We start from the raw sequence: 14,603 nt of genomic DNA on the forward strand, positions 1-14,603 counted from the left end.
GGCCCCGCTGTTCCCGTTCCACACCTGGCTGCCGGACGCCGGCGCCGAGGCGCCGGCCGGCGGGGCGGCGCTGCTGGTGGGCGTGCTGGACAAGGTCGGCACCTTCGGCTTCCTGCGCTACTGCCTGCCGCTGTTCCCGGACGCCTCGCGCTACTTCGCCATGCCGATCCTGATCCTGTCGGTGATCGGGGTGCTGTACGCGGCGTTCCTGGCGATGGGCCAGCGCGACATGAAGCGGCTGGTGGCCTACACCTCGGTGGCGCACTTCGGCTTCATAGGCCTGGGCATCTTCGCCTTCACCACCCAGGGCGGCACCGGCGCGGTGCTGTACATGGTCAACCACGGCCTGGCCACCGGGTTGCTGTTCCTGGTGGTCGGCTTCCTGGTCGCCCGCGGCAAGAGCCGGCAGATCGCCGACTTCGGCGGCACCGCCAAGGTCACCCCCCGGATGGGCGGGGTGTTCCTGATCGCGGGCCTGGCGACGCTGGCGCTGCCCGGCATGAACACCTTCATCAGCGAGTTCCTGACCCTGCTGGGCACCTTCACCCGGCACCGGGCGCTGGCCATCATCGCCACCACCGGCATCATCCTGGCCGCGCTCTACGTCCTGCTGCTCTACCAGCGCACCATGCAGGGCAGCCTGCACGAGCGGGTCGGCGGCTTCCGCGACCTGAACGCCCGCGAGCTGCTGGCCGTGGCGCCGTTGATCGTGCTGATCTTCGCGCTGGGCATCTATCCCAAGCCGGTCATCGACATCATCAACCCGGCGGTGCAGTCCACCCTGCACGATGTCGGCCAGACCGACCCGACGCCGACAGCCCTGCAGAAGATCGATGGGGGACACAAGTGAGCCCGCTGACCGTGCTCCTCGCGGCCGACACCAGCCGAGTTCAGGCCCCGTCCATCAGCTACGCGGCGCTGGCCCCGATCCTGATCGTGCTGGGTGCGGCGTGCCTGGGCGTGCTGGTGGAGGCGGCCGCCCCGCGCGAGCGGCGCGTCCAGCTGCAGCTCGGGCTGACCCTGCTGGCCCTGCTGGCGGCGCTGATCGACGTCATCACGCTGCGCGGGCGCTCCACCCTGACCGCGGCCGGCGCGCTGTCCGTCGACGGCGTCACCCTGTTCCTGCAGGGCTCGATCCTGGTGCTGGGGATGCTGTCGGTGCTGATGGTCGCCGAGCGCGCCGTCGAGCCCGGCGGGGCGATCGTGGCCTCCGCCGCGGTGGTGGTCGGCTCGCCGGCCGACCGCCGGCTGGCCAGCAGCGACCGGGTGCAGACCGAGATCTACCCGCTCACCCTGTTCGCCATCGGCGGCATGCTGATCTTTCCGGCGGCCAACAACCTGCTGCTGATGTTCGTGGCGCTGGAGGTGCTGTCACTGCCGCTGTACCTGATCGCGGGGCTGTCCCGGCGGCGCCGGCTGCTGAGCCAGGAAGCGGCCATCAAGTACTTCCTGCTGGGAGCGTTCGCCTCGGCGTTCTTCCTCTACGGGCTGGCTCTGCTGTACGGCTACGCGGGGTCGGTGGACCTGTTCGACATCCTGCAGGCGCAGAACACCTCCACCCAGTCCGACACCCTGCTCTACCTCGGCTTCGGGCTGCTGGTGGTGGGCCTGCTGTTCAAGGCCGGCATCGCGCCGTTCCACTCCTGGACCCCGGACGTCTACCAGGGCGCGCCGACCCCGGTCACCGCGTTCATGGCCTCGTGCACCAAGATCGCGGCGTTCGGCGCGATCATCCGGGTGCTCTACGTGGGCTTCTCGATCAGCGCCTGGAACTGGCGGCCGATCATCTGGGCGGTGGCGATCGCCTCGATGGTGGTGGGCGCGATCGTCGGGCTGACCCAGACCGACCTGAAGCGGATCCTGGCCTACTCCTCCATCGCGCACGCCGGCTTCATCCTGGTCGGCCTGGTGTCGCTGGACCGGGCGGGGCTGTCCAGCGTGCTGTTCTACCTGGCCGCCTACGGCTTCACCACGGTCGCGGCATTCGGCCTGCTGACCCTGGTCCGCGACAGCAACGGCGAGGCCAGCCACCTGGCCCAGTGGTCGGGCCTGGCCCGCCGGTCGCCGCTGTTCGCGGCCACCTTCACCTTCCTGCTGCTGGCGCTGGCCGGCATCCCGCTGACCAGCGGGTTCACCGGCAAGTTCGTGGTGTTCCGGGCGGCGTACCACATCGCCGGTCCGCTGGTGGTGATCGCGCTGATCGCCTCGGCGATCGCGGCGTTCTTCTACCTGCGCATCGTGGTGATGATGTTCTTCGCCGAGCCCGCCGAGGACGGCCCGACGGTGACCATCCCGTCGCCGCTGTCGACTATCGCCATCACGGTGGGCACCGCGGCGACCCTGCTGCTGGGGGTCTTTCCACAGCCCCTGCTCGACCTCGCCGACAAGGCAGCTAAGTTACGCGGGTGACTTACCAGTCCTCGCTGCGGGCGGTCGGAATCGAGTTCGACGACGCCGCGCTGGAAGCAACCGTCCGCCAGGGCCTGCAGGTCGTCGAGTCGGCGCTGCAGGCGGCGGTGCGGTCCGAGGACGAGTTCGTCGCCGACGTTGCCAAGTACCTCGTCGACGCCGGTGGCAAGCGGTTCCGGCCGCTGCTGACCCTGCTGGCCGCCCAGTTCGGCGATGCCGGTGCCGACACCGACGCGGTGGTGATGTCGGCGGTGGTCTGCGAGCTGACTCACCTGGCCACCCTGTACCACGACGACGTGATGGACGAGGCGACCGTCCGGCGCGGCGCCACCGCGGCCAACACCCGGTGGAGCAACACCATCGCCATCCTCACCGGTGACTTCCTGTTCGCCCGGGCCTCCGACATCCTGGCCGACCTGGGCCCGGAGGCGGTCCGGATTCAGGCCCGCACCTTCGAGCGGCTGGTGACCGGCCAGATCCGCGAGACGGTCGGGCCGAAGCCCGGCGTCGACCCGATCGAGCACTACCTGTCGGTGCTGGCGGACAAGACCGGTTCGCTGATCGCCACCGCCGCCGAGTTCGGCGCCCGCTTCGCCGGCGTGGACGAGCAGACGGTGGACTGCCTGCGGGCCTTCGGCGAGCAGTTCGGCATCGCCTTCCAGATCTCCGACGACATCCTCGACATCGCCTCCGATACCGGCCAGTCCGGCAAGACGCCCGGCACCGACCTGCGCGAGGGTGTCCAGACCCTGCCGGTGCTCTACGCGCTGCAGGGCACCGACCCGGCCGGCCAGCGGTTGCGCGAGCTGGTCAGCCGGCCGCTGGCCGATGACTGCGAGCACGCCGAGGCGCTGTCGTTGCTGCGCTCGTCCGAGGCCCTGGAGCAGGCCAGGCACACCATGCTGGAGTACGCCGACTCGGCCCGGGCGACCATCGCCGGGCTGCCGGAACTGCCGGCCACGGCGGCCCTGCGGGCGCTGGCGGACCTGGTCGTGCTGCGCAGCGGCTGACCGGGCTGGCCGGGATGGCGGTCGCCCTGGTCCGAGCGCCCGGCTGCATAACCTACGATGGCGTAGGTTAGTTCACCGCCGGAACCGGGGAGTCGAGAAGATGACCACAACCACGACCGAGGTCGCGTCCGGTGAGTCTGGCTGGCTGCTGCACGAGCTGGAGCCGGTGGTGGCGGCCAACCTGGAACGGCACCAGTCGGTGGCCCGGCCGTGGATGCCGCACGACTACGTGCCGTGGAGCCGGGGCCGGGACTTCGCCTTCCTGGGCGGCGAGGACTGGCGGCCCGAGGACTCCCCGCTGGACCCGGTCGCCCGCACCGCGATGGTGGTCAACCTGCTGACCGAGGACAACCTGCCGTCCTACCACCGCGAGATCGCCACCCGGTTCGGCCGGGACGGGGCCTGGGGCCAGTGGGTCGGGCAGTGGACGGCCGAGGAGGGCCGGCATGCCATCGCGCTGCGGGACTACCTGGTGGTGACCCGCGGAGTCGATCCGGTCAGGCTGGAGAGCCTGCGGATGGAGCACATGGCGATCGGCTACGACTCGGGGGACAAGTCCGCCCTGCAGGCGCTGGCCTACGTCTCCTTCCAGGAGCTGGCCACCCGGGTCTCGCACCGCAACACCGGCAAGGCGGCCGGCTGCCCGCTGGCCGAGCAGTTGCTGGCCCGGGTCGCGCAGGACGAGAACCTGCACATGGTCTTCTACCGCAACCTGATCGCCGCCGCCTTCGAGATCGCTCCGGACGAGACCATGGCTGCGGTGCGTGACGAGGTGGTGGGCTTCCAGATGCCGGGGGCCACCATGCCCGACTTCCTGCGCAGCTCGGTGATCATCGCCAAGGCCGGCATCTACGACCTGCGGCTGCACCACGACGCGGTGATCACCCCGGTGCTGAAGTTCTGGAACGTCTTCGAACGCGACGGGCTGGGACCGGCCGGCGAGCAGGCCCGCGAGGAGCTGGCCGGCTTCGTCGCCCAGCTGGACGAGCAGGCCAGCCGCTTCGTCGAGCAGCGCGAGCGGACTCGTGCCAAGGTGGCGGCCCGGTCCGCCTGAGCAGCCGGCGCTCTGTCTCTACCGCCTGGCGTCCCACCTGTGCCATGGGCAGCGGCTTGTTCGGGATAGTGGTCACTGACTACTGTGCGTAGTTAGAGTTTTCTAACGTGCGCAATTGTCTCCGGATTGCCCAAATTTTTACGTCGCATGTTGCATCAATGTGTGGTTCTATTACTCACAGGATGTTCACTCGGAGTAAGCAACCGCTATACTTCGGGCAAATGGGCCACCTAACAGTGGAGCCCGGCTGGCAACGAAGGTGACTACCGTGGTGAGGCTGTTCAGTAGCTCCCGCCGCTCGACCGCGGCGGCACTCTTCTGCGTCCTCAGCCTGCTGGTGACCCTGCTGCTCACCCAGCCCGCCGGGGCAGCCAACTCCCGCTCGGCCACCAGCCGGCCGGCGCACTCCCTTTCCGCCGGGCACGCCGGTGCCGGCAAGCAGGACGGCGCCGCGGTGTCGGCAGCCGCCAAGGCCAAGGCCGCCCAGGCCAAGGCAGCGGCTCAGGCCAAGGCCGCCCAGGCGAAGGCCGCGGCCCAGGCGAAGGCCGCCCGGGCGAAGGCCGCAGCCCAGGCCAAGGCGAAGGCCGCAGCTCAGGCGAAGGCGGCCGCCCAGGCTGCGGCGCAGGCGAAGGCCGTCGCGAAGGCTGCCGCTCGAGCCGAGGCGGCCGCGAAGGCGCAGGTCGCAGCCCGCGCCAAGGCAGCTACCAAGCCGGCCCCCGCGCAGCTGGCGCCGGGACAGGACCAGCAGCCGGCCGCCGGCGAGGCTCGGCAGCCGGTCCAGGCACAGGAGGCCGGGGCCGCCTTCCAGCGCGGCCTGGCGAGTGCCGCGGGGCTGATCGGCTGGTCTAGCACCGACGGGCCGCTGCCGATCGTCGGCCGGCTGGCCAACCAGGCCGCCCAGCGGCTCCGCCAGCAGGCCCACCAGGCAGCCCAGGAGGCCCAGCAGGCAGCCGCCGATGCCGAGCGGGCAGCCCGGGCCCAGGCCGAGGCGGCCCGCAGGGCAGCCCAGGGCCTGTTGCCCCGCCAGCCGGTCCAGCCCGGTCAGCCGCCGAAGCAGCCGGTGCTGCCCGGTCCGGCACCGGTCCCCGCCCCGCCGGCATCGTCCGGGCAGCCGGCGGCACCGGTGGGCACCGTGCCGATCCAGGCACCCGGCAGTCAGTCGAACGGCGGGCAGGCCGCCGGCCGGCCGAGCACCGCCACCCCGGCCCCGTCCCGGCCGGCCACCCAGACAGCGACTCGGCGTCCCTCCCCGGACCAGCGCCCGGCCCCCGACCTCCGCACGCCGAGCCGGGCGGTGCTGGCCCTTCCGAAGCGGATCGCCCAGGCGGGCCTGTCCGTCGGTTTCGGGCCCCTGGTGCTGCTCGTGCTGGTGGTGCTGATCGGCCTGGTGCTGGTCGTGGTGGGCACCCGCCGGCGCACCACCGACGAGCCCGAGCTGGAACGGCTGAACTAGGCCCGAGTACTCAGGCCGCCACGGCCTCCGCCGAGTCGGCCAGCGCGGCGGCCCGCCGGCGGGTCAGGGCATCGACGGTCAGCACCACCAGCGCCACCCACACCAGGACGAAGCCCAGCAGCCGGGCCAGCGGCATCGGCTCGTGCCGCAAGCCCACTCCCACCAGGAACTGCAGCGTCGGCGCCAGGTACTGCAGCAGCCCGATCGAGGTCAGCGGCAGCCGGCTCGCGGCGGCCCCGAACAGCAGCAGCGGCACCGCCGTCACCACGCCGGTGCCGGCCAGCAGCAGGGCGTTGCCGATGCCGGCGTGGCCGAAGGTGAGCCGGGACTGCTCGGCGAGCACCACCAGGGTCAGCAGCGCGGGCCCGACCAGCACCGCGGTCTCGATGGCCAGCGACTCCACCGCACCGGCGCTGACCTGCTTCTTGAGAAAGCCGTAGCAGCCGAACGAGGTGGCCAGCGAGAGCGCGATCCAGGGCAGCCGGCCGTAGTCCACAGTGAGCACCAGGATGGCCAGCGTCGCGATGCCCACGGCCGTCCACTGCGGCCGGGTCAGCCGCTCCTTGAGCACCAGCACGCCCAGCAGGATGGTCAGCAGCGGGTTGATGAAGTAGCCCAGGCTGGTCTCGACCACCTGGCCGCTGTTCACTCCCCAGATGTAGATGCCCCAGTTCACCGACACCACCACGGCGGCCAACGCCAGCCGGACGGCCTTGCCCCGGTCGGTCACCAGCCGCCGGACCGAGCCGAGCCCACGGGTCAGCACCAGCACCACCGCGATCAGCAGCAGCGACCAGACCATCCGCTGGGCCAGGATCTCCACGGCGCCGGCCGGCTTGAGCAGCGGCCAGTAGAGCGGGAAGAGGCCCCAGAGCAGGTACGCGCCGAACCCGTACAGGAGACCCTTGCGGTGATCGGGCAAGTCAGCCGATCGTCCAGGTGTCGCTGCCGTGCAGCAGGCTGGCCAGCGCGCCGGCGTCCCCGGGCGCCTTGGCCTTGGCCACCGCGAGCTGGTCGTTGAGCAGCTGGTCGTAGCTCGGCCGGGTGACGTCGCGGAAGACCCCCATCGGGGAGTACCGGGAGTCGATCTGGGACAGCCGGGACAGCGCGAAGGCGTAGGACGGGTCCTCGGCGTGCGCGTCGTGCACCACGACCCGCGGGTCGCCGGCCGGCACGCCGTCCTCCACCGTCAGGGCGCCGGTCAGCGGGTTGCGCACCACCGCCCGGGACTGCGGTGAGTCGGCCGTACCGAACCGGATCTCCTTGCCGTGCTCGAGCCCGATGATCCAGTCGCCCTTGGTCTCGGGATCCTTGAGCAGGTCGAAGGCACCGTCGTTGAAGATGTTGCAGTTCTGGTAGATCTCGACCAGCGAGGTGCCCGAGTGCTCGGTGGCGGCCCGCAGCACCGCGGTCAGGTGCTTGCGGTCGGAGTCCAGCGTCCGGGCCACGAAGGTCGCTTCGGCGCCCAGCGCCAGCGAGACCGGGTTGAAGGGGTTGTCCAGCGATCCCATCGGGGTCGACTTGGTGATCTTGCCGCGCTCGCTGGTGGGGGAGTACTGGCCCTTGGTCAGGCCGTAGATCCGGTTGTTGAACAGCAGGATGGTCAGGTTGACGTTGCGGCGCAGCGCGTGGATCAGGTGGTTGCCGCCGATCGACAGGGCGTCGCCGTCACCGGTGACCACGAACACCCGCAGGTCGGGGCGGCTTGCGGCAAGGCCGGTGGCGATCGCCGGTGCCCGGCCGTGGATGGAGTGCATCCCGTAGGTGTTCATGTAGTACGGGAAGCGCGAGGAGCAGCCGATCCCGGAGATGAAGACGATGTTCTCGCGCGGGATGTTCAGCTCCGGCATGAAGCCCTGGACGGCCGCCAGCACCGCGTAGTCACCGCAGCCGGGACACCAGCGAACCTCCTGGTCGGTCTTGAAGTCCTTGGCCTTGAGCCCCAGATCAGTCATTGCTGGTCACGACTCCCTGCAGCATGTCGGCGAGCTCGGACGCCCGGAAGGGCATGCCGCGCACCTGGGTGACCGACAGGACGTCGGTGAGGTAGCGGCCCCTGACCAGCAACGCCAGCTGGCCCATGTTCATTTCCGGGATGACGACCTTGTCGTAGCGGGCCAGCACCTCGCCCAGGTTGGCCGGGAACGGGTTGAGGTGGCGCAGGTGAGCCTGGGCGATCTGGTGACCGGCCCGGCGCACCCGGCGCACCGCGGCACCGATCGGCCCGTAGGTCGAGCCCCAGCCCAGCACCAGCACCTTGGCGGTGCCGGTGGCGTCGTCGACCTCGAGCGGCGGGACGGTCTTGGCGACGCCGTCCACCTTGGCCTGCCGGGTCCGCACCATGAAGTCGTGGTTGTCCGGGTCGTAGGAGATGTTGCCGGTCCGGTCGGCCTTCTCGATGCCGCCGATCCGGTGCTCCAGCCCGGGCGTGCCCGGCACCGCCCACGGCCGGGCCAGCGTCTCGGGGTCGCGCAGGTACGGCAGGAACTGGCCGTCCTCGGCGTTGGGCCGGTCGAGGAAGCTGACGGCGAGGTCGGGCAGCTCGCTCAGCTCGGGCAGCCGCCAGGGCTCGGAGCCGTTGGCGAGGTAGCCGTCGGAGAGCAGGAACACCGGGGTGCAGTAGGTGGTCGCGATCCGGATCGCCTCGATGGCGGCGTTGAAGCAGTCCGCTGGCGAGCGCGGCGCCACGATCGGCACCGGGGCCTCGCCGTTGCGGCCGAACATCGCCTGCAGCAGGTCGCTCTGCTCGGTCTTGGTCGGCAGGCCGGTGGACGGGCCGCCGCGCTGGACGTCGACGATCACCAGCGGCAGCTCCAGGCTGACCGCCAGACCGATCGTCTCGGCCTTGAGCGCGATGCCGGGGCCGGAGGAGGTGGTGACGCCCAGCGCGCCGCCGAAGGCGGCGCCCAGCGCCGCGCCGATGCCGGCGATCTCGTCCTCGGCCTGGAAGGTGGTCACGCCGAAGCGCTTGTGCTTGGACAGCTCGTGCAGGATGTCCGAGGCTGGCGTGATCGGGTAGGCGCCGAGGAACAGCGGCAGCCCGGTGAGCTGGGCGCCGGTGATCAGGCCGTAGGCCAGCGCCAGGTTGCCGGAGATGTTGCGGTAGGTGCCGGCGGCCAGCGCGGCCGGCTTGACCTGGTAGGAGACCCCGAAGGCCTCGGTGGTTTCGCCGTAGTTCCAGCCGGCCTTGAACGCCGCGATGTTGGCCTCGGCGATCTCGGGCTTCTTGGCGAACTTCTCCCGCAGGAACGAGATGGTGCCCTCGGTGGGGCGGGAGTACATCCAGGACAGCAGCCCGAGGGCGTACATGTTCTTGGACCGGCCGGCGTCCTTGCGGGAGAGGTCGGTGTGGGCCAGCGCGTCCAGGGTCAGCTGGGTGAGGTCGAGGGCGTGCACCGTGAACGAGTCCAAGGTGCCGTCGGTGAGCGGGTTGGACGACCAGCCGACCCGGGCCAGCGCCCGCTCGGTGAAGTCCCGGGTGTCGACGATGATGGTGGCGCCCTTGAGCAGGTCGCCGAGGTTGGCCTTCAGGGCCGCCGGGTTCATCGCCACCAGCACGTCCGGCCGGTCGCCGGGGGTGAGGATGTCGTGGTCGGCGAAGTGCAGCTGGAAGGAGGAGACGCCGGCCAGCGTGCCGGCCGGAGCCCGGATCTCGGCCGGGAAGTTCGGCTGGGTGGACAGGTCGTTGCCGAAGTTGGCCGTCTCCTGGGTGAAACGGTCGCCGGTCAGTTGCATGCCGTCGCCGGAGTCTCCGGCGATCCGGATGACGACCCGGTCGAGCTGCTGGACCTGTGTGGACATGCGGCTGTCCGCCTCCCATACCGCTAACTGATGAACAGCCCGAACCGGCACCCTGGGGCGTCATGCGCTGCCTTCCCATTCTAGGCAGTGGGCGGCTCCGGGCCCAGTGGCCTCGCTCACGGCTGATCGAGGCTGTGGAAAACTTTTGCAGCGACTCGGCGGTATGTCTAGCGTGAGGCGGCATGCGAGCAGGTTCAGAGGGTGCCGGGGACGCCGCCGGTGCCGTCGAGGTGGATTTCGACGGGTTGGCACAACTGGTCGCCACTGTCCGCGGGCTGGCCGCCGAACTGGCCGTACCGGGTGACTTGGGCAGACACATGAATGATCCGGACCTTGCGGATGCATTTCGGCGGGTAGATGATGGCTGGCACAAACAACGGGCTACATTGCAGACATTTTGGGACACCGCGGCTGCATCAGTCGCAGCCAGCCTAGCCACATATCGTCAACATGAGACAGAGTTGGCACAAGCATCCCGAAGTGTCCGGTGAAGGCTGTTCGAACCTGTTCGTAACCGGGTCGCAGGCTGCTTGCGTCAGCGCTGGTCGGGCGAGAAAAGCATTACGCGAAAAGCCCTTCCGCAGCTTCTGGTTTCAAACCCGTCCGGATGGTATTTTCTCGCAAGGACGGTGTCCGGATTGAAGCAGATTGAGCTCCGACTTTCCTGAATCATGTCTAGAAGCCCGGCGCCGCGGGTACCACCAACGCGGGCTCCGAAATCCGGTGCTGGCGGTTCCGCGGTAATAAAGCGTGAGCAAGGGGGCGTTATGGACAGCGATCTTCACGCATTGGAGTTGCCGCCCTTCGAACTGGACTGTCGCGACTGGCTGGTGGCCACACCCGACGACGGAACGGTGCCGGAGGAGGTCGGCGGCGCCCCGGTGGTGGCCGTGCTCAGTACCGCCGTGATCACCATGGCCGGGCTGACCCCGGCCAGCGCCGTGCTCAGCATCGGCCTGCTGGACGAGCCGGTGGACTCGGTCCCGCTCAGCGCCGACAGCCCGGTCGCCGAACTGCTCGACCTGGACGCCTGTGCGGGCTCGGCCCGCTACGTGGTGCCGGCACCCGGCGGCCACCTGGCCCTGCTGGCCGAGTTCAGCGGCGGCAGCAGCTGTGCGGAACTGCTGCAGCGGTTCGAGAAGCTCATGACATCTTTCCGATGGGCAAGCTAGGAAAACCCTTCCCGGGTTGGCATACTGATGCCGTGACCCAGCCGCGCCGTCCCGTAGCGATCGGCTGGCCGTGCCCGTACTGGCAGGTGTCCTTCTGGACCAGCCGGCGCGCGCACTCCTACGACCAGAGCTGTTAGTCAGGACCGCTTCGCACTGCTCGCGTCCTGTTTCGCACCTCTGGAGAACTCCCATGAACGCCTTCCGGCGTCCCTCCGGCTCCTTCTCGCGTGCCGGAATCCCCCTGACCCCCGCCGAATTGCTGCAGTACGCCACCTTTGCCGCCGCCGAGGTTCGTGGCGGGCGGTACCTGGTCGCGTACGACCAGGCGCACCGCTGGCACCAGCGGCTGTACCGCGACCGGCGGCTCGACCTGTGGCTGATCAGCTGGCTGCCGAGCCAGGGTACCCAGTTGCACGACCACGGCGGTTCGGCCGGCGCGTTCACCGTGCTGACCGGCACGCTGGCCGAGGCGATCGCCCGGCCCGCCGGCCCGGGCAGCGGCCCGGCCCTGCTGGAGCGCCGCCGGGAGGCCGGCAGCGGGGTGGCCTTCGGCGCGCACTACGTGCACGACGTCCGCAACCTCTCGGGCTCGCCCGCGGTGAGCGTGCACGCCTACTCCCCGCCGCTGGCCAGCATGAACTTCTACGACCTGGACGCCACCGACGGGCTGCGGCTGCTGGCCAGCGTGCCCACCGACGACCCGGAACCGGAGCTGCCCGGCGCGGCCCGGAATACTTCCGCGGCATGAGCGGGGACGCGGCGTTCGACGGGGTGGACGGCCTGCTGGCTGCCGCCCGGGCCCGGCTGGAGCGGCTGAGCGCCGCCGAGGCGGCCGCCGCGGTACGGGCCGGCGCGCTGCTGGCCGACATCCGGCCGGCCTGGCAGCGAGCCCGGGACGGCGAGATCAGCGGCGCGCTGGTGGTGGAGCGCAATCACCTGGAATGGCGGTTGCACCCGGACTCGGCCACCCGGCTGCCGCAGGCCCGGGCCGGGCAGCGCTGGATCGTGGTGTGCGCCGAGGGCTACACCTCCTCGCTGGCCGCCGCCGCGCTGCGCTCGATCGGCGTCGATGCCACCGACCTGGTGGGCGGCGTGCGGGCCTGGCAGGCGGCCGGCCTGCCGCTGGTGCCGGGCCCCAGCCAGGTCGAGCGGGTGGTGGGCGTGCCGGGCAACGAGCCGGGCCCGGACACCGCCCTGATGCCACCGGACCGATCGGCCTAGGACGGGCTCAGAGCCGGGCCAGCTTTCGCTGCGCCACCTCGACGATGTACTGCCCGTAGCCGGAGGAGGCCTGCGCCTGGCCCAGGGCCAGCGCCTGGTGGGCGTCGATGAAGCCGCGGGCCAGCGCGATCTCCTCCAGGCAGGCGATCCGCACGCCCTGCCGGTGCTCGAGCACCTGCACGAACTGGCCGGCCTCCAGCAGCGAGTCGTGGGTTCCGGTGTCCAGCCACGCCGTGCCCCGGCCGAGGTCGATCAGTTCGGCGGTGCCCTCGGCGACGTAGAGGTTGTTCAGGTCGGTGATCTCCAGCTCGCCCCGGGCCGACGGGCGCAGCTGGGCCGCCGCGTCCAGCACCGCGTTGTCGTAGAAGTACAGGCCGGTGACCGCCAGGTTCGACCTCGGCGCCGCCGGCTTCTCCTCGATCGAGATCAGCCGGCCGTTGGCGTCGGCCTCGGCCACGCCATAGCGCTGCGGATCGGAGACCTGGTAGCCGAACAGCCGGCATCCCTTGGTCAGCCGGGCGGCGTCGGTCAGGATGCCGCCCAGGCCGTGGCCGTAGAAGATGTTGTCGCCGAGCACCAGCGCCACGCTGTCCGAGCCGACGTGCTCGCGGCCGATCAGGAAGGCCTGGGCCAGCCCGCCGGGCTCGGGCTGCACCGCATAGCTGAGCCGGATGCCGAAGTTCGAGCCGTCGCCGAGCAGCCGGACGAACTGGTCCTGGTCGTGCGGGGTGGTGATGACCAGGATCTCGGTGATCCCGGCCAGCATCAGCACCGACAGCGGGTAGTAGATCATCGGCTTGTCATAGACCGGCAGCAGCTGCTTGCTCACCGCCCGGGTGATCGGGTGCAGCCGCGAGCCCGAACCGCCGGCCAGCACGATGCCCTTCACGCGACGCCCCCCATGCGGTCGGCGATCACCGGTAGTTGTCGAACTGCAGCGCCACGCCGAAGTCCTCGCCCTTGAGCAGCGCGATGACCGCCTGCAGGTCGTCGCGCTTCTTGCCCGACACCCGCACCTGCTCGCCCTGGATCTGGGCCTGGACCCCCTTGGGCCCGGAGTCGCGGATCGTCTTGGTGATCTTCTTGGCCACCTCGGCCCCGATGCCCTGCTTGAGCGAGCCGCTGATCACGTACTGCTTGCCCGAGGACCGTGGCTCGCCGGCGTCGAGCGCCTTGAGCGAGATCGAGCGCTTGACCAGCTTCTCCTTGAACACCTCCAGCGCGGCGCCGGCCCGCTCCTCGGTGTCGGCCCGGATGGTGATGCCCAGCTCGCCGGACCATTCGATGGAGGCGTTGGTGCCCCGGAAGTCGAAGCGCTGGGCAAGTTCCTTGGCGGCCTGGTTGAGCGCGTTGTCCGCCTCCTGGCGGTCGATCTTGCTGACGACGTCGAACGAGGGATCGGCCATGGCGTTGCTCCTTGCAGATGGACTCGACTGCGGTGCCCGCCGGCCCGGACGAGTGCGTGCGGGTGCCGGCTACCGCGACGGTAGCGGAACGGCCCGGGCACCGGCCTGCCGCCCGCCCGCAACCGCCCACAACCGCCCGCCCGGGCGTCCCGCGGGTGGCGCCGGGGACGTCCCGGGCGCTCGTGTACGCTCGGAACGCCCCGCACCGGGCCGGCTCGCGAGAGCTTGGTACGGTGTGGCGTACACGGCGGTTTGCCCGAGTGGTCAAAGGGAGCAGACTGTAAATCTGCCGGCTCAGCCTACGTTGGTTCGAACCCAACAGCCGCCACCGAACCGGACTCCTCGATTCCAAGGTCGAGAGTCTGCGTGCCTGTGCCTGGACGCTTTGTCCTACCTCGCCTCGGCAACAATGTCTACGAATTTCGTCGCTCGGGGTTGCCAACTGACTACCCAGGGTTCATACTTAGACCTGCCCTGGTGGTCGTTCCCCCGTGCGATCACCAGGGCTTTTCCATGCCCGCCCAAGGAATGCGCTCGGGTTCTGCCGCACCGGGTCGGGCCGGTGCCGGACCGGTCCTGTCGGCACCCTGGCAGCAGCCGCCCGGGCCGCTGTCTGCGACCGGGGCCGCCCGCGATTGGGCCCGGCGAGGGGCGCGGCACCCAATTTCAGGAACGGCTGCGAGGTCGGGTAGAGTCTCTCCGGCGTGGTTGGCGGCCGGTTCTCGGCCATCTGCCGCGCGGCGATTGGCCCCCTTAGCTCAGTCGGCAGAGCGTCTCCATGGTAAGGAGAAGGTCTACGGTTCGATTCCGTAAGGGGGCTCTGGTTCGCCGGAGCACTCGTCGACGAGCGTTCCGGCTGTTCCACGCCAGCCCGTCGTCGGCTCGGGTCTCGGGCATATCCTGGTGCCCGGCGCGGTTGCTACGAGGCGTGCTGGACGAACAAGGCGGGGTAGCTCAGCCTGGTAGAGCAAGCGGCTCATAATCGCTGTGTCGCCGGTTCAAGTCCGGCCCTCGCTACCGAACAGATCGCATGACCTCTACGAAAGGCACGAGAAGTGGCAGCCACCGACGTCCGTC

14 protein-coding genes and 3 tRNA genes are annotated in these 14,603 nt (G+C 70.2%); 11 read left to right on the forward strand and 6 right to left on the reverse strand.

Features of this window, described 5'->3' with window-relative positions:
- The 5 genes from VLJ82_RS20930 to VLJ82_RS20950 all read left to right on the forward strand — a co-directional run.
- The coding region (locus VLJ82_RS20930) for a complex I subunit 4 family protein (RefSeq protein WP_408665309.1) at positions 1 to 850 on the forward strand (850 nt) is incomplete at its 5' end.
- A complete protein-coding gene (nuoN, locus tag VLJ82_RS20935) occupies positions 847 to 2,409 on the forward strand; it encodes an NADH-quinone oxidoreductase subunit NuoN (RefSeq protein ID WP_408665310.1) in 1,563 nt (520 codons plus the stop codon). The genes VLJ82_RS20930 and nuoN, both read left to right, overlap by 4 nt.
- Positions 2,406 to 3,419: a polyprenyl synthetase family protein gene (locus tag VLJ82_RS20940; protein WP_408665311.1), complete on the forward strand. Its 1,014-nt coding sequence runs from the start codon at positions 2,406 to 2,408 to the stop codon at positions 3,417 to 3,419. The genes nuoN and VLJ82_RS20940 overlap by 4 nt, the downstream gene beginning before the upstream one ends.
- Positions 3,420 to 3,519: 100 nt before the next feature.
- The gene (locus tag VLJ82_RS20945; protein ID WP_408665312.1) at positions 3,520 to 4,473 is read left to right on the forward strand and encodes an acyl-ACP desaturase; all 954 of its coding nucleotides are present in this window, start codon (positions 3,520 to 3,522) and stop codon (positions 4,471 to 4,473) included.
- Between the two features lie 268 nt (positions 4,474 to 4,741).
- Positions 4,742 to 5,926 (forward strand): hypothetical protein, encoded by a 1,185-nt coding sequence (locus tag VLJ82_RS20950; protein WP_408665313.1) that lies wholly within the window; start codon positions 4,742 to 4,744, stop codon positions 5,924 to 5,926.
- A 10-nt stretch (positions 5,927 to 5,936) separates the two neighbouring features.
- Here the strand turns inward: VLJ82_RS20950 and rarD are convergent, their stop codons facing one another.
- The 4 genes from rarD to VLJ82_RS20970 form a co-directional block, all read right to left on the reverse strand.
- Positions 5,937 to 6,848: an EamA family transporter RarD gene (gene rarD / locus VLJ82_RS20955; RefSeq protein WP_408665314.1), complete on the reverse strand. Its 912-nt coding sequence runs from the start codon at positions 6,846 to 6,848 to the stop codon at positions 5,937 to 5,939.
- A 1-nt stretch (position 6,849) separates the two neighbouring features.
- Entirely contained in the window at positions 6,850 to 7,881 is a 1,032-nt protein-coding gene (locus VLJ82_RS20960; RefSeq protein ID WP_408665315.1) for a 2-oxoacid:ferredoxin oxidoreductase subunit beta, read from the reverse strand.
- Positions 7,874 to 9,727, reverse strand: coding sequence for a 2-oxoacid:acceptor oxidoreductase subunit alpha (locus tag VLJ82_RS20965; protein ID WP_408665316.1), 1,854 nt, complete (start codon positions 9,725 to 9,727; stop codon positions 7,874 to 7,876). Before VLJ82_RS20965 ends, VLJ82_RS20960 begins: the two co-directional genes overlap by 8 nt.
- Before the next feature lie 194 nt (positions 9,728 to 9,921).
- A complete protein-coding gene (locus tag VLJ82_RS20970; protein ID WP_408665317.1) occupies positions 9,922 to 10,098 on the reverse strand; it encodes a hypothetical protein in 177 nt (58 codons plus the stop codon).
- A gap of 396 nt (positions 10,099 to 10,494) precedes the next feature.
- Between VLJ82_RS20970 and VLJ82_RS20975 the strand changes: the two genes are divergently transcribed.
- From VLJ82_RS20975 to VLJ82_RS20985, 3 genes are all read left to right on the forward strand, one after another.
- Positions 10,495 to 10,899 (forward strand): hypothetical protein, encoded by a 405-nt coding sequence (locus VLJ82_RS20975; RefSeq protein ID WP_408665318.1) that lies wholly within the window; start codon positions 10,495 to 10,497, stop codon positions 10,897 to 10,899.
- 190 nt (positions 10,900 to 11,089) lie between these two features.
- Positions 11,090 to 11,647 (forward strand): cysteine dioxygenase, encoded by a 558-nt coding sequence (locus tag VLJ82_RS20980; protein WP_408665319.1) that lies wholly within the window; start codon positions 11,090 to 11,092, stop codon positions 11,645 to 11,647.
- On the forward strand, positions 11,644 to 12,120 hold the full coding sequence (locus VLJ82_RS20985; protein ID WP_408665320.1) for a rhodanese-like domain-containing protein: 477 nt from the start codon (positions 11,644 to 11,646) through the stop codon (positions 12,118 to 12,120). The genes VLJ82_RS20980 and VLJ82_RS20985 overlap by 4 nt, the downstream gene beginning before the upstream one ends.
- 7 nt (positions 12,121 to 12,127) lie before the next feature.
- On the opposite strand, the gene rfbA is transcribed toward VLJ82_RS20985, so the two are convergent.
- Both rfbA and VLJ82_RS20995 read right to left on the reverse strand, forming a co-directional pair.
- Positions 12,128 to 13,009 carry a glucose-1-phosphate thymidylyltransferase RfbA gene (gene rfbA / locus VLJ82_RS20990; RefSeq protein ID WP_408665321.1) on the reverse strand — a complete coding sequence of 294 codons (882 nt, stop codon included), beginning with the start codon at positions 13,007 to 13,009 and terminating at the stop codon, positions 12,128 to 12,130.
- 25 nt (positions 13,010 to 13,034) lie between these two features.
- Complete coding sequence (locus VLJ82_RS20995) at positions 13,035 to 13,526, reverse strand: YajQ family cyclic di-GMP-binding protein (RefSeq protein WP_408665322.1); 492 nt, start codon at positions 13,524 to 13,526, stop codon at positions 13,035 to 13,037.
- Positions 13,527 to 13,772: 246 nt separating this feature from the next.
- Between VLJ82_RS20995 and VLJ82_RS21000 the strand changes: the two genes are divergently transcribed.
- From VLJ82_RS21000 to VLJ82_RS21010, 3 genes are all read left to right on the forward strand, one after another.
- Positions 13,773 to 13,854: transfer RNA gene (locus tag VLJ82_RS21000), tRNA-Tyr, on the forward strand.
- Between the two features lie 419 nt (positions 13,855 to 14,273).
- Positions 14,274 to 14,346: transfer RNA gene (locus VLJ82_RS21005), tRNA-Thr, on the forward strand.
- A 123-nt stretch (positions 14,347 to 14,469) separates the two neighbouring features.
- Positions 14,470 to 14,543, forward strand: a tRNA-Met gene (locus VLJ82_RS21010).
- Positions 14,544 to 14,603: the final 60 nt, after the last annotated feature.

This window comes from Jatrophihabitans sp. (assembly GCF_035474675.1).
In the GTDB taxonomy this organism is placed as follows: Bacteria; Actinomycetota; Actinomycetes; order Mycobacteriales; family Jatrophihabitantaceae; genus Jatrophihabitans_A.